This window comes from Undibacterium sp. FW305-107, from assembly GCF_058788535.1.
This window is the reverse complement of record NZ_JBYTAV010000004.1, coordinates 437,111-455,846: the sequence shown is the minus strand read 5'-3', so window position 1 is coordinate 455,846 and position 18,736 is coordinate 437,111. Positions and strand designations below refer to the sequence as shown.

Annotated in this window: 14 protein-coding genes; 10 read left to right on the top strand and 4 right to left on the bottom strand. The window is 50.9% G+C overall.

What is annotated here, in order from left to right:
* Positions 1 to 32 precede the first annotated feature (32 nt).
* Positions 33 to 1,562 carry a peptide MFS transporter gene (locus AC3WQT_RS11560; RefSeq protein WP_492704022.1) on the bottom strand — a complete coding sequence of 510 codons (1,530 nt, stop codon included), beginning with the start codon at positions 1,560 to 1,562 and terminating at the stop codon, positions 33 to 35.
* Positions 1,563 to 2,373: 811 nt separating this feature from the next.
* Between AC3WQT_RS11560 and AC3WQT_RS11555 the strand changes: the two genes are divergently transcribed.
* The gene (locus AC3WQT_RS11555; RefSeq protein WP_492704020.1) at positions 2,374 to 2,772 is read left to right on the top strand and encodes a glutaredoxin family protein; all 399 of its coding nucleotides are present in this window, start codon (positions 2,374 to 2,376) and stop codon (positions 2,770 to 2,772) included.
* A 79-nt stretch (positions 2,773 to 2,851) separates the two neighbouring features.
* Here the strand turns inward: AC3WQT_RS11555 and AC3WQT_RS11550 are convergent, their stop codons facing one another.
* Positions 2,852 to 4,810, bottom strand: coding sequence for a methyl-accepting chemotaxis protein (locus AC3WQT_RS11550; RefSeq protein ID WP_492704018.1), 1,959 nt, complete (start codon positions 4,808 to 4,810; stop codon positions 2,852 to 2,854).
* A 280-nt stretch (positions 4,811 to 5,090) separates the two neighbouring features.
* On the opposite strand from AC3WQT_RS11550, the gene AC3WQT_RS11545 reads away from it, so the two are divergent.
* From AC3WQT_RS11545 to AC3WQT_RS11515, 7 genes are all read left to right on the top strand, one after another.
* Positions 5,091 to 6,413, top strand: a complete 1,323-nt coding sequence (locus tag AC3WQT_RS11545; protein ID WP_492704017.1) for a M16 family metallopeptidase — start codon at positions 5,091 to 5,093, stop codon at positions 6,411 to 6,413.
* A gap of 4 nt (positions 6,414 to 6,417) precedes the next feature.
* Positions 6,418 to 7,845, top strand: a complete 1,428-nt coding sequence (locus AC3WQT_RS11540; protein WP_492704015.1) for a M16 family metallopeptidase — start codon at positions 6,418 to 6,420, stop codon at positions 7,843 to 7,845.
* A gap of 201 nt (positions 7,846 to 8,046) precedes the next feature.
* Positions 8,047 to 10,509 (top strand): S9 family peptidase, encoded by a 2,463-nt coding sequence (locus tag AC3WQT_RS11535; RefSeq protein ID WP_492704013.1) that lies wholly within the window; start codon positions 8,047 to 8,049, stop codon positions 10,507 to 10,509.
* Between the two features lie 117 nt (positions 10,510 to 10,626).
* On the top strand, positions 10,627 to 11,046 hold the full coding sequence (locus AC3WQT_RS11530; RefSeq protein WP_492704012.1) for an ANTAR domain-containing response regulator: 420 nt from the start codon (positions 10,627 to 10,629) through the stop codon (positions 11,044 to 11,046).
* A 108-nt stretch (positions 11,047 to 11,154) separates the two neighbouring features.
* Positions 11,155 to 12,495, top strand: a complete 1,341-nt coding sequence (locus tag AC3WQT_RS11525; RefSeq protein WP_492704011.1) for a sensor histidine kinase — start codon at positions 11,155 to 11,157, stop codon at positions 12,493 to 12,495.
* Positions 12,496 to 12,516: 21 nt separating this feature from the next.
* Positions 12,517 to 13,272, top strand: a complete 756-nt coding sequence (locus AC3WQT_RS11520) for a LytR/AlgR family response regulator transcription factor (RefSeq protein WP_162044253.1) — start codon at positions 12,517 to 12,519, stop codon at positions 13,270 to 13,272.
* Positions 13,273 to 13,500: 228 nt separating this feature from the next.
* On the top strand, positions 13,501 to 14,313 hold the full coding sequence (locus AC3WQT_RS11515; protein WP_492704010.1) for a TatD family hydrolase: 813 nt from the start codon (positions 13,501 to 13,503) through the stop codon (positions 14,311 to 14,313).
* Between the two features lie 8 nt (positions 14,314 to 14,321).
* On the opposite strand, the gene AC3WQT_RS11510 is transcribed toward AC3WQT_RS11515, so the two are convergent.
* The gene (locus AC3WQT_RS11510) at positions 14,322 to 14,903 is read right to left on the bottom strand and encodes a CcdC protein domain-containing protein (protein ID WP_492704008.1); all 582 of its coding nucleotides are present in this window, start codon (positions 14,901 to 14,903) and stop codon (positions 14,322 to 14,324) included.
* Positions 14,904 to 15,152: 249 nt separating this feature from the next.
* Between AC3WQT_RS11510 and AC3WQT_RS11505 the strand changes: the two genes are divergently transcribed.
* Entirely contained in the window at positions 15,153 to 15,728 is a 576-nt protein-coding gene (locus tag AC3WQT_RS11505; RefSeq protein ID WP_492704007.1) for a hypothetical protein, read from the top strand.
* Positions 15,729 to 15,778: 50 nt separating this feature from the next.
* Here AC3WQT_RS11505 and AC3WQT_RS11500 read toward each other — a convergent pair whose 3' ends face one another.
* Complete coding sequence (locus AC3WQT_RS11500) at positions 15,779 to 17,506, bottom strand: rhamnogalacturonan lyase B N-terminal domain-containing protein (RefSeq protein WP_492704005.1); 1,728 nt, start codon at positions 17,504 to 17,506, stop codon at positions 15,779 to 15,781.
* A gap of 712 nt (positions 17,507 to 18,218) precedes the next feature.
* On the opposite strand from AC3WQT_RS11500, the gene AC3WQT_RS11495 reads away from it, so the two are divergent.
* Positions 18,219 to 18,602: a hypothetical protein gene (locus AC3WQT_RS11495; RefSeq protein WP_492704004.1), complete on the top strand. Its 384-nt coding sequence runs from the start codon at positions 18,219 to 18,221 to the stop codon at positions 18,600 to 18,602.
* The last annotated feature ends 134 nt before the right edge of the window (positions 18,603 to 18,736 follow it).

Genomic DNA, 18,736 nt, shown 5'->3' with positions numbered 1-18,736 from the left:
TTGGGCGGGGATTTTTTTATGCAGTCAGCCGCTTAGTGGACGCCGTGCATTTTTCTTTCCATCCACTTGTTCAACATCATCAGAACCAGGCCAGCCCCAATAGGTATCAGCGTGAAGATCAGGAAGAAGACTGACAGTGAATAAGTTTCAGAAATATGGTCGATATAACTACCGGTGAACCCAGCCAGTTTGTTGGCAATCGCCGTATTGAGGAACCAGACACCAAACATCAGGCCCAGCAAACGTGGTGGCGCCAGTTTGCTGATATATGACAAGCCTACCGGAGAAACGCAAAGCTCACCCATGGTATGGAAGAAGTAAGCAGCGATCAGGAAGACCATGCCTACACTTGCTGTCTTGGCACCGGCAGGGATGCTGGATGCGCCATAGGACAAGGCGGCAAAGCCCAGACCCAACAAGATCAGGCCCACACCAAATTTGACCGGGCCACTCGGGTTCCAGTATTTTTCCCACATCTTGGAAAACATCGGTGCCAGGATCACCAGGAAGAAGGAGTTCAACACACCAAACCAGGTAGCAGGTACACTGGATTGATCAAGTCCAAATTCACGGCGCAACATCCAGATCACCAGCACCCAGATCAGGCCTATGCAAAGTACCAGCAAGGCATTCGATAACAGATAGCGTTTTGCCGTACCTGCAAACAATTTGATCAGCAGCCAGCTCAGGATGATGGTCGGGATGACTGTCATCAGGCTGTTGACGATCTTGAACATCATGCCGCTGGTACCAACCAGTGCACGGTCGGTATAGTCAGCAGCGAAAATCGTCATCGAACCACCGGCTTGTTCAAACGCAAACCAGAAAAAGATGGTGAAGAAAGAGAAGACGCAAATTGCTTTGAGGCGGTCAGCGACGATATGCGGTTCAGCTTCTTCCGCCGCAACCACGTCCGTACTTTGCTGGGATTTTGCCAGGCCGATATCACCAAAGATACCCTGGCCAAAATAGAACTGGATCGCACCCAAAATCATGAAGGCACCGGCCAGGCCAAAGCCCATAGGCCAGGAGATATTTTCACCGATATAACCGCACAACAGGATGCCGAAGAAAGCGCCAGAGTTCACACCCATATAGAACAGGGTATAGCCACCATCACGGCCACCTTCATTTTCCTTGGTATACAACTGGCCAACGATGGCAGAGATATTTGGTTTGAACAAACCGGTACCGGCAACCACCAGGCCCAAGCCCGTATAGAACATGGCCGGGGTATCAAACAACAGGCAGGCATGTCCGGCAGCGATGATGAAGCCACCCAGGACGACGGAACGACGGCTGCCCAGTATCTTGTCGGCGATATAGCCACCAAGGATAGGGGTCAGGTACACCAGGCCAGTGTACCAGCCATACAGGGCCGTTGCATCGGCACGGCTCCAGCCCCAGCCGCCTTTGGCTGCCGTGGTGACCAGGAACAGCACCAGCAGGGCGCGCATGCCGTAGTAAGAAAACCGTTCCCACATTTCTGTAAAGAACAGGACGAACAAGCTATCCGGGTGTCCCAGAATAGTGTGTGCACCTGGCGTTTGAATTTTGTTCAAAGTGCTCTCCAATAATTATTTTGTATAAAAGTCGCAGCTGGCCGCAAAATTTTTTTCAATGCGTACCTGTAAATGATGTGAATTGAGTCAATTCGGCGCGTAGCTTACCACGACAAAAATCTCATATAAAAAGACATATGCTGCGCCGCAGCAAAAAATGCTGTGCTGATTTCCACTAGCAACTTTATTCAGGATGTCGCCATCCCCCCTCTGAAGAGCTGGCTCTTGTTAACAAAATAAATAGTAAAAAAGCAAAATTTCTGTGCAGGTGCAATAGTTAAATAATGTTAAGTCAAATATATTTGATGGTATTATTTTGTCGAATTAATAATTATAAAAAAGCATGTTACTAGATTGTCTTGATAAGAAATGCAGAGAAGACGGTAGCCAAAACTACCTTGTGTCATAAAACCGGCATTTGATCTGGGGGCGAATGTTCCGGTGCTGTTAGGTTCCCCCATTCAATAAATCAGGAGACTTTAGATGTTTAAATCAACAACAAAAAAATTGATCGCTCTGGCATTGGCAATTGGCTGCAGTGCTGCATTTGCCTATCCTCCACCGTTCTATTTCTGCAATAAGATCTGCATCAAGGAAGGCCCGCGTGGCTCTGAGGCTTGGGCCGCCTGCATGGAGGATTGCCTCAGCGGTTATCCGGAGTAATGATTTTGTGAAGCTTGGCTAAGCTGATGCCACCCAGTTTGTGTGCGGGTGGTCTGGCATGGCTGCTCCACGGCAGTGATCAGCAACAGGCTGGTCACTGATTGCATGAAAACCTTGCTCATCAAATCCCGTTTATCTGGAAGACAGTATGAAAATAGCAAAGACGATACTGAGCTATGCGCTCATCATTGCGGTAGGATTGTTGATAGGCTATGTTGCACCGCGTCTTCCCATGTGGTTGAAACCTGCTTATCAGGAAGCTGATTATTCGGCCCACTTCCAGAATACCAACAGCAAAGTCCTGATGTATGGCACGGCCAGCTGCAGTTTTTGCAAAAAAACGCGGGCTTATTTTGATGAAAATAAAATCGAATTCGTGGACCTGGATGTAGAGAAATCTCCTGCCGCTGCGGCCAGACATGCAGAGCTGGGCGGTGAAGGTGTGCCAGTCATCATCATAGGCAAGCGCATGATACGTGGTTATCAGCCTGAAGTATTTGCTGAGGCTTTGCAGGCCATGGCAAAGGTGCAGACTGCGGCAAAGTGATGCTGAAAAAAATGGACATCAAACACTGGTTTTGATGTCCATTTCTTGTTACTGATTTACTGTACAGCGCGATTAGAAATTAATTGACTTTGAACACCAGCAATGCCTGCCACAATTTCTGCGCTTCTTCTTTCAACGATGCCGCTGCCGCTGCAGACTCTTCCACCAATGCTGCATTTTGCTGGGTAGTTTGGTCCATCAAACCTATCTCATTCGTGATCTGCGCTATGCCGTGACTTTGTTCGGCAGAGGCACTGGAGATTTCATTGAGTATCGTGGAGAGGCCCTCTACCGATGCCAGTATCTCGGTCATGGTCTTACCTGCATGGCCAACCACTTCAGAACCCATATCCACTTTGGCGATCGAGGTTTCTATCAGTGACTTGATTTCTTTCGAGGCGACAGCGCTGCGCTGGGCAAGGTTGCGCACTTCTGACGCCACCACGGCAAAGCCGCGACCCTGTTCACCAGCCCTGGCAGCTTCGACTGCAGCATTCAGTGCCAGGATATTGGTCTGGAAGGCGATGCCTTCTATGGCAGCAATGATGTCAAACATCTTCTTGGATTCTGACGAGATGTCTGCCATGGTATTCACTACCTTGTCGACCTGGGTGCTGCCGCGTTGTGCCGTCTGCGCCGCAGAGACGGCGAGCTGGCGGGCTTGCTCGGCATTGCCGGCATTTTGTCTGACGGTCTGGTTCAGGCTTTCTACACTGTTGGCAGTTTGTGCCAGTGACGAAGCCTGGTTCTCGGTTCTTTGCGAGAGGTCAATATTGCCCATGGCAATTTCGCCAGATGCGTTCGAGACGAACTCGCTACTGTCGCGTATATGCGTGACCATGACGGTCAATTGTTGCTGCATGCCATGCAAGGCATACAACATGCTGCTGCGGTCGCCGGGTTTTAGTGTCACCACCGTAGTCAGGTCACCTTCAGCCACGCTTCTGGCAATATTGACGGCGACATCAGGTTCACCACCGAGAGGGGCGATCACCAGTTTGTTGATGACGAAACTGAGGATGGCCGATACCACCAGCACGCTGAAGATACCAATCAGGATCGCGGTATTGCGCAGATAACGCACGTCGGCCAATATTTTATTCTCTGGCACGCTGATGACAAATGACCATGGTGTAGTGGTGGCACCTATCTGCACCGGAACATAAATGCGGCTTACCGTCGTCTGCATGGTGCTGTGCTCAAAGCTGTCACTATAAGTCTGGCCAGCTTTGATGGCCGTCTTGGCAGCTTTTGCAGCGGCGCTGTCGCCGATGTTCTGTCCCACATTTTTTGCATCAGCATCGCCGATATAGATACCGTTATTAGAAATCAGGCTGGCATAGCCGGTTTCATAAGGATGGATTTTGCTGACATCTTCCTGGAAGCCTGCTACCGGCAAATCTACCGTGACTGCGCCTATGACCTGGCCCTTGGCCTTGACCGGGACAGTGACTGTAGTCATGAATACATCCTTGCCAGCGATCTTGTACATATACGGTTCGAGCAAGACTTCATTGCCACTCTTCTTGGCCAGCAGATAATAGTCGCCTGCACCTTCTTTTTCGTAATCCGTCAGGGCTTCAACCTGGGTCTTGCCGCTGCCACGGTTCCAGTAGGGCAGGTAGCGGCCAGTGGCGTCATGGCCCTCCTTGCCAGCGTATTCGCTGTCCTTGCCATCGAAAGCATTGGCTTCCCATATCGTGCCTACGCCGGTAAATTCAGGATGGCCCTCCAGCACGCTCTTCAGTAACAGGTCGGCACTGGCGCGCTCTGCCTTGCCACTGGCTTGCATGGCAGCCAGTTCAAACGCCAGGCTGCGTGCTGCATGCAGGGCCAGGTTGATGCGCTCCGCCACCTTGCCTGCATTATTGATGGCCAGTTGTCTGGCGTATTGCTGGGCTGACTCCTGCTGCATGCTGCCAGCCTGCTTGGTCAGCAGGCTGATGGTGACGGTAAAACCTGCCAGCACCATAGCCAGCACAGCGAAGAGCATTTTTGCCCGCAAACCAAAGCGGGCTGGGGATGTCGTTAATGTCATGATTCTTAGCCTTGCGTGTTTTCCAAGCAGAAGTGTCTGCAATGATGTGAATGATATGACGGATTAAGGCAATCTTGCCGCAGTGAATAAATTACCTGGTGTAAGAGTGGTTATTTGCAACGATTTTGCTTGCCAGTATGACAAATTAGGGTAAATATCTGCAGTCTTTAGAAATCTTTATATATCCAGAATATTTTTGATCAGAACTAGAGACGGTATTCTCTGTCATAGCTCAGGGATCAGCACCCGCAATCAATAAGCATACAAGGGAGAAAATGCAATGAAGTGGAAAACCATGGCTGCCGCAGGCGGTCTTTATCTGGGCATGATGGCGGGGACGGCCCAGGCCGTTACAGTTGAACAGGTAAAAACTTTTACGCTGCCAAACGGCATGAAATTCCTGGTGTTGGAAAACAGTACAATACCAAATGCGAATATGTACACCTACTGGAAAGTCGGTTCGCGCAATGAAGTGCCAGGCATCACCGGTCTCTCGCATTTTTTTGAACACATGATGTTCAATGGCTCGAAAAAATTCGGCCCCAAGCAATTTGACCGCACCATGGAAGCCAACGGCGGTGCCAATAATGCCTATACCAGCAATGACCTGACGGTGTACCAGGACTGGTTCCCAGCCACTGCCCTGCCTACCATTTTTGATCTGGAAAGCGACCGTATCGCTAATCTCAGTATAGATCCGAAGATGGTCGAGAGCGAGCGCGGCGTGGTCTTGTCCGAGCGCAGCACCGGGCTGGAAAACTCCAATCTGCGCGCCCTGTGGGGCGAGGTGTACGCATCTGCATTCCGCGCCCATCCCTATTCTATTCCGACTATCGGTCATGAATCCGACATCAAGGCCTGGACGCAAGATGACTTGCAGCGTTATTTCAATGTCTATTATTCCCCGAACAATGCAGTGGCTGTCATCGTTGGTGATGTCAAGGCAGCAGAAGTGAAACGCCTGGCAGAGCAGTATTTTGCCAATGTCCCGCAGCGCGCCCTGCCGCCTGCCGTGCGTACGGTGGAGCCTGAGCAAAAAGGTGAGCGCCGCGTGTTCGTGCGCAAGGAATCTGCCACTGCTGCCAATCTCATGGTTTCATACAAGATGCCTGCGACCAGCCATCCTGACTACTATGCCTTGAATGTCATCGCCAGCATACTGACTGATGGCAAGACTTCGCGCATGTATCAGGCTTTGGTGGATCAGCGTCTGGCAACCCAGGTCGGTGCCGACCATGGCAAGAATTTTGACCCTGGCCTGTTCAATTTCTTTGCCGTTGCTGCCAACAAGGTGCCTGCCGCCAAGGTCGAAGCTGCATTGCTGGCCGAGATAGACAGGCTGGTCAAAGACGGTGTCACGGCAGATGAATTGCAAAAAGTGAAAAACCAGAAACTCCTGAATTTCTACCGTGCCCAGGAAACCATCAATGGCAAGGCTGCCCAGCTTGGTGAATATGAAATGTTCTTTGGCGATTACAAGAAACTCTTTGACGCACCGGATGCCTATCGCAAACTGACTCCTGCAGATATCCAGAGTGTTGCCGCCAAATACTTTAAAAAATCACAAAGAACAGTAGGCGTGCTCGCCGCTGTGGAGGAATAAGAAGATGATCAGTATAAAAATAATTAATAAAAGAATTCTCGCCAGCAGTCTGGCCGGCCTGACCAGCGTGAGTTTGCTGGCAGCGAACAGCCAGGCGGCTGAATTCCGCCTGCCTGCTTTTGAAACCACCAAGCTGCCCAATGGCCTGACTGTGTATCTGATGGAACGCCATGACGTGCCACTGATTGCCGTGCGTGCCGTCGTCAAGGCTGGTGCAGTCAGCGATGCTGGCAATGCAGGCTTGTCCAACCTGACAGGTGATGCTCTGTTATTAGGCAGCAGCAAGTTTGATAAAAAGACCCTGGACCAGAGCTTTGATTTTCGTGGTGGCCGTATTTCCAGTGCGACGACGACAGAATCCACTTCCCTGAATGCAGACTTTGCCAGCGCCGATGTGAATGTGCTTTTGCCCATCTTTGCCGATGCCATTTTGCATCCCTCATTTGAGGCGGAAGAATTCGGCAAGCTGCGTTCGCGTACTGTCGATGGTTTGAAGCAGGCCAAAGAAAGCCCGCGTAATGTGGTGCAAACCTATTACCGCAGCATGTTGTTTGGTCATGGTGCCTATGCCAACCCGGTGGCAGGTACGGTCACCAGCGTGACGGCACTGCAACCCCAGGATGCCAAAAAATTCCATCAAAGTTATTACCGCCCTGAAAATGCGGCGCTGGTGATCGTCGGTGACTTCAAGCCCAGCGTCATGCGTGCCCAGCTGACTAGCTTGTTCGGTTCCTGGAAAGCCACTACTGCCATGCCTGCAATTGCTGCCAATGGCAAGGTTGAAGCAGACAAGGCCCGGGTCTGGCTGGTCAACAAGTCAGATGCTGTCGAAACCACTTTCCTGTTTGGCGGCAAGGGCATTGCCCGTAATGACCCTGACTATGTACCTCTGCAAGTCATCAATACCATTTTGGGCGGGCGTTTTACTTCCTGGCTCAATGATGAATTGCGCGTCAATTCCGGTTTGACTTATGGCGCCAATAGCAGCTTCTCACCATTGGCTGAGACGGGCAGCTTTGCCGTTTCCAGTTTCACTGCCACGCCCAAGACAGAGGCAGCGCTCGCATTGGCAGCCAAGACTTATCAGCGCCTGTGGGACAAGGGTATTGATGCCGCTACCCTGGAATCAGCCAAGGCCTATGTCAAAGGGCAATTCCCTCCACGTTTTGAAACCAACCAGCAACTGGCTGGCTTATTGGGTGAAATGTTTGTTGCCAAAGTAGGACGTGAACAAATTGACCATTTCATGCGTGATGTGGATGGCCTCAACGTAGACAAAGCCAAACAACTGGTGGACAAACACTTCCCACGCGACAAGCTGCAAATGGTATTGATAGGCAAGGCCGAAAGCATACGCGGTATTGCTGCCAATTATGGTGAAGTCACTGAACTCGACATTACCGCCAATGGTTTTGCACCAGGCACAAAATAAGCGATTAGCGATATGGAGCCCTAACTAAGCTGTAAAAAGCCTGTAAAGCGCTTACAATGCAATAAAAACTCCGCCCCAATATGGGGCGGTAGTTCTTTATAGGGCGTAAAAAATTATCAAATTAGCCCTGAAATTATTGTCAAACTGCGGTTTAGCTCGTGCTTAAGCTCGTTGTTAAGTTGTAATCAGGATGCTCTGTTAATGATAAGTATTAAACCCTTGTTCGTCGCCGCTACATTCGCTCTGTTAGCGTCGGCCAGTAGCCAGATCCAGGCTGGCAATGTACCGGAATCCGGCTACCAGCTACCACCGGCAGAACTGCAAGCCGTGGTCGATGCCCCCCGAGGCCCGCTGTTTCGCCTGGGACCGCAACGCAAGACAGCATTGCTGCTGACACTGCCTGGTTTGCCCAGTATTGCCGATGTCTCCCAGCCAGAATTGCGCCTGGCGGGTTTGCGCATCAATCCACGCACGCGCGCCACCAGCCATTTTGACTTTGGCAATGGCATGAGTTTGCTGGATATCGCCACTGGCAAGGCGCGTGAAGTCAAGGGTTTGCCAGCAAAACTCAAGATCGCCGAAACCGCCTGGTCTCCTGACGAACAATGGCTGGCTTTCAGCCTGTGGGTAGAAGGTGGCGTCGAACTCTGGTTGCTGGATATCAAAAAAGGTACTGCCCGCCGCCTGATGGCCGACAAGCTCAATGCCGTGACCGGCCCCGGTTTTTCCTGGATAGAAGGTTCAGAAAAAATACTGGTCAGGCTGACTCCCCAGCATCAAAAGGAATTGCCTCCCCTGCCTGCAGTACCGGCAGGGCCGAATATGCAAGAGACCAAGGGTGGCAAAACCCTGCAAAACCGCATCTATCCAGACATGCTAAGGACAGCGCGGGATAGCGATACCCTGGACTGGTATTTGCAGACCCAACTGGGCATCGTCAACCTGAATGGCGAGGTGCGCCGTATCACCCGCCCTATGACCCTGATCAAATCCCAGGCTTCACCTGATGGCAAATTGATTTTGACCACGCAATTGCGCCGCCCGTATTCCACCATGTTGCCGGTAGACCGCTTTGCTCAGTTGATAGAACTCTGGGATATCCAGGGCAAGAAGGTGAAGACGGTTGCTGAGCGCCCACTGCGTGAACGCATCCCCACCGGCAATGATGCCGTACAAGCCGGCCCGCGTGATTTTGGCTGGCGCACGGATAAACCTGCCACCCTGTACTGGCTGGAAGCACAGGCCGGTGGCGACCCTGAGGTGAATAGCAAAATCCATGATGCCCTGTTCCAGCAGGCTGCCCCTTTCGATACCCCGGCGCAAAAAATCATGGACCTGGGCTGGCGTTTTGGAAATGTACAATGGGGCAATGATTATCTGGCCGTCGTGACCGAGAACTGGGTAAAGACCCGCGACACGCGTACATGGCGCATACAGCCGGGCGTACCGGACAGCAAGCCCGAACTCATGTTTGTCCGCAAGTCAGAAGACCAGTACAGCAATCCCGGCAACCCGGTCATGACACAAAACGCCCAGGGCCGCCTGGTCTTGCGCATCAGCCCGGATGGCAAGGCCATCTTCTTTACCGGCAATGGCGCCAGTGCTGAGGGTGACCGGCCTTTCCTCGATAAATTCGATCTGACCAACAAGCAGATCACCCGCCTGTGGCGCTCGCAAGCCCCGTACTATGAAGAAATACAGGCACTGCTGAATGACAAGGGTAGCAGCTTCATTACCAGCCGCGAATCGGTCGAAGAAAGGCCCAATTTCTATCTGCATGATTTGCAGGCAAATGTTGCACCGCGCGCATTGACGCAATTCCCGCATCCCATGCCGCAGTTCAAGGGCATCAAGAAACAGCAAATCCGTTATGAGCGTGAAGATGGTGTAGACCTGACGGCAACGCTGTATCTGCCACCCGGCTACGACCCCAAGCGCGACGGCCCGCGACCCCTGCTGATGTGGGCTTACCCTCGTGAATTCAAATCGATAGAAGCTGCCGGGCAGGTCATAGGTTCGCAATACAAGTTCAACCGCATTTCCTATAACGGCCCCTTGCCCATGCTGGCCCGTGGCTATGTCGTGCTGGACGGCCCTACCATGCCCATCATCGGTGAAGGCAAGAAAGAACCAAATGACACCTATCTCGAACAACTGAAGATGGATGCAGAAGCAGCCGTCGATGAAGTGGTGCGCCTCGGTGTCGCAGACCGCAACCGTATCGCCATCGGTGGGCATAGTTATGGTGCCTTCATGACCGCCAACCTGCTGGCGCATACCCGCTTTTTTCGTGCCGGGATTGCCCGTTCTGGTGCCTATAACCGTAGCCTGACGCCTTTCGGTTTCCAGTCCGAAGACAGAAATTACTGGAAAGCCAACAAGGTCTATCAGGAAATGTCCCCCTTCAATTTTGCCCACCAGTTCAAGGACCCCATCCTGTTCATTCATGGCGAGCAAGACAATAATTCCGGCACCTTCCCCATGCAAAGCGAACGCATGTACCAGGCCATACAGGGCCTGGGTGGGGCTACCAGGCTGTCCATGCTGCCAAATGAAAGCCACAGTTACCGCGCCCGCGAATCCATCCTGCACATGCTGTGGGAACAAGACCGCTGGCTGGAGATGTATGTTAAAAACGCCAAACCGGACGGTAACCGGGATTAGGACATACGCAAGTAATGGTGATGGAAAGGCGGCAGATACGACATATCTGCCGCCTTTTTCACATGAACTTAAAGTTTTGCATTAATATGCAAATTGAATCTTTTTCTACATTTAGCCATGCTAAAAGCCGTCATTCTGGATGCGAATGCTGTTGCCCGTAATTTGCTGACTTCTGTTCTGGTGAATGGGGGTCATGAAGTAGTGGGAGATGCCAATCTGACGCCCGCCAGCCTGGCCCGTGTGATCAAACTCAAGCCACAGATTGTTTGCGTGGACATAGGCGAAACCGATGAAGAAGGCTTGGCTTTGCTCGACAAGATCAAGGCTGAATTGCCCAAAGCATTGCTTTTCCTGGTGTCGTCAAAAATTGATGCGACCATACTGCAGACGGCCCAGCAACGCGGGGTACAGGGTTTTATCGTGAAGCCCTTCAATTCCGTGGCGGTACTGACCTCCATACGCAATACCATCATACGTATTGCCAAACAGCAAAGAGCGAGCGCGGCGGAAGATGGCAGCGAAGCCGGGGTGGAATAATTCGTCGCTGCAAAATCGCATTTCATCGACCGCCAGCCAGTTTTATCGCATTCTTCCCACATCATTGTCGCATTCCTTAGACTAGCTGCAACTTCATAAGGAATTGCCATGTCAGCCATTAATCCTATGCGCACAGCTTTACATACTTCAGAACAATTATTGCCGTCCGAAGTAACGGCGAGAAGTGAAACCTGGCTGACCCGGGCCCGTAACTACCCCGTGTTTTCGCGTACCTGGTTCCGTTACCGGGCGCAGGCATGGATAGGTTTGTTCATCATCGTTGACTTGCTGGTGATAGCGACAGGTCTGGTGGCAGATACAGATCTGCGCAAGCTGGCGGTGGCCTTCGTCCCTCTGACCATAGGTGGCACAGCCTTGCACCTGATCGGACCTGCAATGGCGGTATGGGTCCGAAACCAGGCTTATGCGAGCAAGAAAGAAGCCATATCGCTGACACTGGCCCTGTTGGTTGGTGCAGGCATCAGCTATGGCATTATTTCTGGGACTAACTATGCCACCAAGTACCTGGCTTACGGTGGTGAAAATATGGAATTTGCGGTTCAGGGTAGTATTACTGCCTCCGGCTTACCGCCATCGAAAACAGACAAGCCAGCCACCGGAGTGACGGTTCGCCCGGCCGAGGAGAGTGATAAGGACAAAAACGTCAGCAAGATTGAGCAATCACCGGCCTTGAAAATGCTGGTGCAAGGTTTTTCCTTCATGCTGGTGTTTGGTCTCGTCACCTATACGGCGGGTGCGGTTGATCTCTGGTATTTCTTCCGTCAGAAAAAACGCCTGCTGGAAGTCATGCGTCAGCGTGAACTCAGCCTGGCACAGGAGGCGCGCCGTGAAGCTGAATTGCGACTGTCAGTATTGGCTGCCCAGGTGGAGCCGCATTTTCTTTTCAATACCCTGGCAGGTGTACGCTCAGCCATTTTGACCGAGCCTGAACGCGCTACCGCCATCGTCGATCACCTGGTTGATTACCTGCGTGCCACTATACCGCAAATGCGTAACGACGGCAGTTCTGCCCAGGCCAGACTCAAACAGCAACTGGAAGCTGCCAGTGCTTATCTGGGTCTCATGCAGGCACGCATACCGCGCCTCAGTTATAGCGTGGACAGTGAAGTGACAGATGCCGCACTGCCACCACTGATGCTGATTTCTTTGGTTGAGAATGCCGTCAAACATGGCGTAGAACCCAAGATAGGTGCCGTGCATATCGCTGTTTTTGCAAAGAAGGTCGAACGCTATGGCGTAGACATGCTGGAACTGACCGTCGCCGACAATGGTGTCGGTTTTGCAGGTAGCAGTTCCGGCACTGGTATAGGTCTGGCGAATATACATGAAAGACTGGAATCCACGTATGGCCCGCGTGCCAGCCTGGTATTAAAAGCCAGAGTTGAAGGCGGTGTTGCAGCGACCATACTTCTTCCCCTGGAAGCATAATAAATAAAAAGAGATAATCCCATGACCACAGCCATCATTGCCGATGACGAAGATTTGCCCCGCAAGGAATTGCGCCGCATGCTCAACAAAGTCTGGCCAGAACTTGAAATACTGGCCGAATGTGAACATGGTGCTGAAGCGCTGGAAGCAATACATCAGGAAGAGCCTGACATCGCTTTTTTAGACATACGCATGCCGGGCATGACCGGCCTCGACGTGGCGCATGCCGTAAAGGGACGTTGCCACGCCGTTTTCACCACTGCTTACGACAGCCACGCACTCGATGCCTTTGCCGCCGGTGCCGTTGATTATCTGCTCAAACCTGTTTCTGAAATCAGGCTGCAAGAGGCCGTCACCCGATTGAAAGAGCGCATCGCCAGCAAACAACCCGTGGCAGATGTCAGCCAGCTCATGTCTGAACTCGACAAGCGTTTGAAGAACACGACCGCAGAACGGATACGCTGGATCAGTGCTAGCGTTGGCGACACCATCAAGATGTTCCCGGTAGAAAAAATCCTGTTCTTTAGTTCCGATGAAAAATACACGCGGGTAGTTTGCGCCGATGATGAGGCGCATGTACGCAAACCACTTAAAGAAATCATGGATGGTCTTGACCCTGATATCTTCTGGCAAGTGCATCGCGGCACGGTCGTGCGCGCTGATGCGATTACGCGTGCGCACAGGGATGAACTGGGCAAGTACACGGTGGAGCTTAGAGGCTTGCAAGAAAAGCTCAAGGTCAGTCAGGCGTATGCATGGCGCTTTAAGCCAATGTAACTAGCTTGGATCAACAACACACTTTGATGAAAACGCTTGATATTTTTCATCATCCCGAATTAAGATGGCGCTGGCGTTGAAATCAGCGCCATTAATTTAAACAATAAGATTTGGATCTATCCAGACTATTCCCTCGCAGTTTCTGCTTCAGAATACCCTCAGTTTTATCTGTATTATTTACTGAGCGGCTAGTAATCCAAATAATAAAAACAACAGGAAATTTATACCATGCTACAAAAACCTGTACTGATAGATATCGGTGCGAACCTGACCAACCATCGTTTTCACAATGACCTTGATGCCGTGATTTCACGCGCAAAACAGGCGGGTGTCGAACATATCATCGTCACCGGGACATCCGAACGTGCCAGCCATGATGCCCATGTGTTGACGCAAATTTATCCCGGCTATTTAAACAGCACTGCGGGCGTGCATCCGCATGAAGCAAAAAACTGGAATGCGCAGTGTGCAAAAGCGATAGAAAAACTTGCGACCAGTGACACTGTGGTGGCGGTTGGTGAATGCGGCCTCGACTATAACCGCATGTTTTCAAGCGAAGTACAACAACGCGCCTGTTTTGAAGCGCAACTGCAATTGGCAGTGCGTTTGCAAAAGCCTGTATTCCTGCATGAGCGCGATGCGCATGAAGAATTTTTTGCCTTGCTGAGGCAATACCGTCCACAACTCAAAGGTGCAGTGGTACACTGCTTTACTGGTAATACTGAAGAACTGCGCGCCTATCTCGACCTTGACTGCCATATCGGCATTACCGGCTGGATATGTGATGAAAGGCGTGGTGATGATTTACGCAAGGCCATCAAATACCTGCCCAAAGACAAACTGATGATAGAGACTGACGCACCGTTTTTGTTGCCGCGGAACTTGCCGGTACGCCCGCAAGATAATCGCAACGAACCCATGCATCTGCCGGTAGTGCTGGAAGCAGTTGCTGCCATTTTACGTATATCGCCAGTAGCGCTTGCGCAGCAGATACGAAACAATACTGAACAGTTTTTTGGTTTGACCAAAGCCGTATCATGAGCCCTTGCTCACACTTTCTGCTCTGTACCTTCAACAACGTCTGTTGCAATTGATGACGTAACTGATGATGCAATTGCCACTGGTTTTTGCAAACTGCGTGACCAACGCAACAAGCCAACTGCATAACTGATGTAGTAAGCAGCCAACATGCCAAACAGGAACAGAGTGAGCGGGCTGCTGGCAAAATCACCAGGTGGTGCAGTAAAGGATTGTGTCGTGAAATACAGCGTACCCATGCGCCAGGCTATCCGGCCTATCATCAGCAGTGACAGTGCAATCCCGAGATGGGCATTCGGTGTATAGAATTTTCCGGCCGGGCTGTTATCAAACCTGGTCAGACGCAGACCATAAAAACCGAGACCGGTACCGACTGTCAATCCAGCCAGCATGAACAGTATATTGCCTTCATGATTCAGTGCGCCAAATGCCACCAGCGCAATCAATACAGGGAAAATGCATACCGTGAGAATGGCACGCACACCTGAGTATTTTTGCCTGCCCACCATGCGCCGGATACGCGAGACTATGCGCCAGACTACGAACGCACCGATGGCGGCACCGAATAGCATTGATGTTGGACTTGTACTCATGATGGACTTTCAATTTCGCATGCAGATGAAGCGTAAAAGTCTACCATGTACAAAAATTCGCCTGTACCAGAATGTATCAGGTAAAAAACACAGATATTGCTGGCGTACTTTGTATCACTAATGCGATGAAAATGTACTTTAAAATTGCACTAAGAAAGTTGGGATCAAGTCGATTTTTATACTTAAGCAGAGTATCAAGTTGTAATATATTCAAATTACCTCATAAAGACCTCTGGGAAAGGATAAAAAATGAATTTACGCTTTTTTCTATTGTTGTTCGTTTTGGTATTGTCTGGCTGCTCCACCATGGAGTCCATTCCCGTAAAAGGGGGAATGCAAAAACTTGCCTCTAATGGGCCATATGCGATTGTTGTGAAAGCGGGATCAATCTCGCCCGTCGTATACGAGTTCTCAGTTCGCGAACTTGGAAAGGTGCTCGAAGTCACAGAGGGGGCAGATGCGAAAGGGCGAATCGAAGTGACTTTTGCCAGCACAGGTGATAGCGCTTGGGTGAGAGTGGCCACTAACACTTCCAGCACAAATTTCAATTCAAATGGCTGGTATTCTGGTAATGCGGCGTATGTCAACGGACATGCTACTACGGTGGGGTCATCAGTCAGTTCTGGCTCTTCATTCACTTGGCAGAACAGTACCATGTTACTGGTTATACGCGATGCAGAAGGCAAGCGCCTTTGGACTGCTGATTATGCATATAAAGGCGGATGGGAGTTGTCCGGGTTTTATGTGAATACGCCAGAAGAAGCAGCGCGCTATACATTGCAAAAAGTTACTGCACAACTCACGAAAGATATGGGGAATCCATAGTTTTATGCTTGAATTCAGGCCAGCAAAAACTGCTGGCCTGAAGAACGTTCTTATTGCAAGAGATCTACCGCATCATACGAATAACCCGGACTTAGATAAGTCGTACCGCTGGAGCCGCTGATAGCCGTCAGGGTCAGCGTATTTTCACCGACAACAAAAGCACTGGCCGGAATAGCAAATGTGTACATGGTGTTATTGCCCCGATAGCTGCCAACGGTCAGGGTGCGGCTGGATGGCTGGGTTGATGCTGCCGGATTGGCAGAGACCCAGGCATTCATTTGCGCTTTTGGACGCCCGCCAGCATAGGCAGTGGTGATGCCTACCCGCAGTGTGTGGTCGGCAATCTGGCTGGCAGTCAGATTGAACTTGATGGTGTAGCTGCCATTCACCGCTTTCCACTGATAGGCCGGGAAGTTGGCAGCGGCAGTTGAGCTACCTATCACAAAATTACCAGGCACCCATGAGCTCATGCGCACATCGGATGGATGCATGGTAGTGACCTTGTCGCCATTCAACAGTTCAGCGGGCGTACCATCCCAGTCACCGATGCGCCACAATGCTGCACTACTGCTGGGGTCACCTGTGATGGTGATGGCACCCGTGTTAAAGGTGCTGCCAGCATTCACGGTGACTGTGCGGGTATCGACGGCCAGCTCGTTTTTGTAAATCTTCATGGTGTAGGTGCCGGGTATCATATTCGGGCTGGAGAATGAACCATTGCCGGCATTTGCCGTGGCCCAGTATTGTGCCATCGCATTCGAGAAACCCACGGTGTAGCCATAGCTGGTGTTGCGGCCATTGATGGCTGTGCCTGCCACTGCACCACGTGCTGATGAGGGTATATATCCGCTCATGCCCATGTTGGCGAACCATGAAGTATCGAGCGTACCGGGTGCCGCACCATTGGTAAATACCAGGGTATAGGTATTCAGTATGCCAGGGCGGTAGGCTTCCGTCTGGCTTTCACCATAGTTGACGATGTAAGTGATTTCCTGATTGGTGGATGTAATCTGGTTCAACAGGCTGCGGAAGAAGGGCCCGCCAGAACCACCTTCATTATTATCCCTGACCATCCACAGGCCCACGCTGCTGCTGGTACCGCCTATATAAGACCAGTCCTTGAGCCGCATGTTTGAATAATGCTTGGAGCGTGTCTCGCCATTCGCCATGCCAAAGATGTCGCCAGATTCTATGGCACCGGTATTGTTGCGCAAGTCTGAAGGCCCCGGACCAAACGGCAGTACGCCTACGGGTACGCGCACGATATAACGCACCAGATTCAGCGTGTCGGGTTCGCTAGTGAAATAAGTGCCCATGTAAATGTGTGGGTTGCCTCGCTTGGCCAGGTAGTAATGGGTCAGGTTGCCTGCCTGCACGGTGACACGTATATAGTCGGTATTGATGACATCGGCATTTACAGTCACTGCAGATATGCCGGTGTACAGAAAATCAAAGCCACTATTCACCTGTGAACCACGCGACTGGTCCTGGTATTGCACGCCGTTGTAAATCAAAGAAGCAATGTCACCGGCAGACTGGGTACTGACGCCATTATCCAGACGGCGTATCTTGAAAACCAGACCTGCACCGGTATCGACGATAAAGAAATTGCTGTCGGAAGTCAGGCCGAACGTGTCGGCTGGTGGTGCTTGTACCGGTGGAACTGCAGCGGTCAGCGCGTTACCGCTTTGCGAGCCACCACCGCAAGCTGCCAGCACGGTCAGCATGCTTAACAATATACCGCTTGCCCAATAGCTACGTAATTTTCTTGTTTTCAATTTTGTCTCCTGTTCTTGATAGGATGTGATTCAGTCTTTCTATATTTTTACCTTGAGCAGATGTCGTGCTTTTCCTTTTCAAATGTATGAATATACAAATGTAGTAAAGCATGCGGCATGCTCATGTTTTATGCAGGATGTGGCGAAAAAATATTTGTCAGTTCTTTACTCTGATACTGTCGCGGGCGTGGAATGGTCGGACGCTTTTGAGGCAGCAGCCATCAGCAGGACACTGATAGGTATCCTGCATGGTTTGCTGTTCTGCAGACAGTCATCGTGATCGCATCTGCGCAGCTTCCGCGATCAAAAAAACACAGGGAATAGTGTAATGTTTGAGTTGATGAAAAGAGTGTTTGTTTGCGACGAGTCAGGTAAAGAAAATCCTGCTGCGCAAATCTCGTGTAGTGCTTGCAGTATTATTTTCTGTATTCAGCGTGTCAATTCAATTGGACAACAATAGCCTCGTTTCCATCAATAAATCATTTTTTTGAGCGATCCGGGCTTATGCTGAGTCACTGCTGCAATGCATCAGTATCCGCTTCCTTTTTTGTCGGTCGATCTTGCGATATCCGCAGGCTGCGAGCAGCTTTGCCCTATGTTTGTTAAGCTGCTGTATTGAACTTGCTGGAGCGTGTTGGTTTTTTTGTGTCCGCGCTGGATGATGGATTTTTCAGGTTGCCCGGTAACACCTAATGTGGATTGAAGAGGAAAAATGAAACACATCTTGCTATTTGCAGTGAGCTACCTGCTGCTGAACGTGTCAGGTGCGCAGGAATTATCAACGGCAAGATATGTCGGCTCAGTGGACGGCGCGGCGCAGGCATGTACTGAAGCCTTCCCTCAAAAGGCTGCGATCTACAATGATGCACTGTATCGTTCGGTAAAATGCCATCTCAGTGAACCTGAGTTTCAACAGTGGCGCAATAAGTTGCGTAATCAGTCGCCGCACCGGGAGCAATACCTGAAAGGGTATGCCGAAGGAAAAAATAGTTTGAGCGACCATCCCGCTAACCGGAAGCGCGAGTGTGCCAGCCTTGAATCACTGGCTTGTGATCCTGGCAGTGACCCTCGCCGTGATCCAGATTTCAAGAAGTAAAAAAAATTTCTGAATCGGTTCTGCACCATTATTTGAGATGGCTTGCTATTCGCTTTTCACTGTTTATTCCCCTCATGTCCGAAAGCTGCCAGCAGCTTTTCCTGTAGTTTGTTAAGCTGCTATCCTGATTCTGA

What these genes read in the sequence shown, in the direction of transcription:
- AC3WQT_RS11555 (WP_492704020.1), top strand. Translation starts at nt 2,374, where the DNA reads ATGAAAATAGCAAAGACGATACTGAGCTATGCGCTCATCATTGCGGTA.
- AC3WQT_RS11550 (WP_492704018.1), bottom strand. Translation starts at nt 4,810, where the DNA reads ATGACATTAACGACATCCCCAGCCCGCTTTGGTTTGCGGGCAAAAATG.
- AC3WQT_RS11545 (WP_492704017.1), top strand. Translation starts at nt 5,091, where the DNA reads ATGAAGTGGAAAACCATGGCTGCCGCAGGCGGTCTTTATCTGGGCATG.
- AC3WQT_RS11540 (WP_492704015.1), top strand. Translation starts at nt 6,418, where the DNA reads ATGATCAGTATAAAAATAATTAATAAAAGAATTCTCGCCAGCAGTCTG.
- AC3WQT_RS11535 (WP_492704013.1), top strand. Translation starts at nt 8,047, where the DNA reads ATGATAAGTATTAAACCCTTGTTCGTCGCCGCTACATTCGCTCTGTTA.
- AC3WQT_RS11530 (WP_492704012.1), top strand. Translation starts at nt 10,627, where the DNA reads ATGCTAAAAGCCGTCATTCTGGATGCGAATGCTGTTGCCCGTAATTTG.
- AC3WQT_RS11525 (WP_492704011.1), top strand. Translation starts at nt 11,155, where the DNA reads ATGTCAGCCATTAATCCTATGCGCACAGCTTTACATACTTCAGAACAA.
- AC3WQT_RS11520 (WP_162044253.1), top strand. Translation starts at nt 12,517, where the DNA reads ATGACCACAGCCATCATTGCCGATGACGAAGATTTGCCCCGCAAGGAA.
- AC3WQT_RS11515 (WP_492704010.1), top strand. Translation starts at nt 13,501, where the DNA reads ATGCTACAAAAACCTGTACTGATAGATATCGGTGCGAACCTGACCAAC.
- AC3WQT_RS11510 (WP_492704008.1), bottom strand. Translation starts at nt 14,903, where the DNA reads ATGAGTACAAGTCCAACATCAATGCTATTCGGTGCCGCCATCGGTGCG.
- AC3WQT_RS11505 (WP_492704007.1), top strand. Translation starts at nt 15,153, where the DNA reads ATGAATTTACGCTTTTTTCTATTGTTGTTCGTTTTGGTATTGTCTGGC.
- AC3WQT_RS11495 (WP_492704004.1), top strand. Translation starts at nt 18,219, where the DNA reads ATGAAACACATCTTGCTATTTGCAGTGAGCTACCTGCTGCTGAACGTG.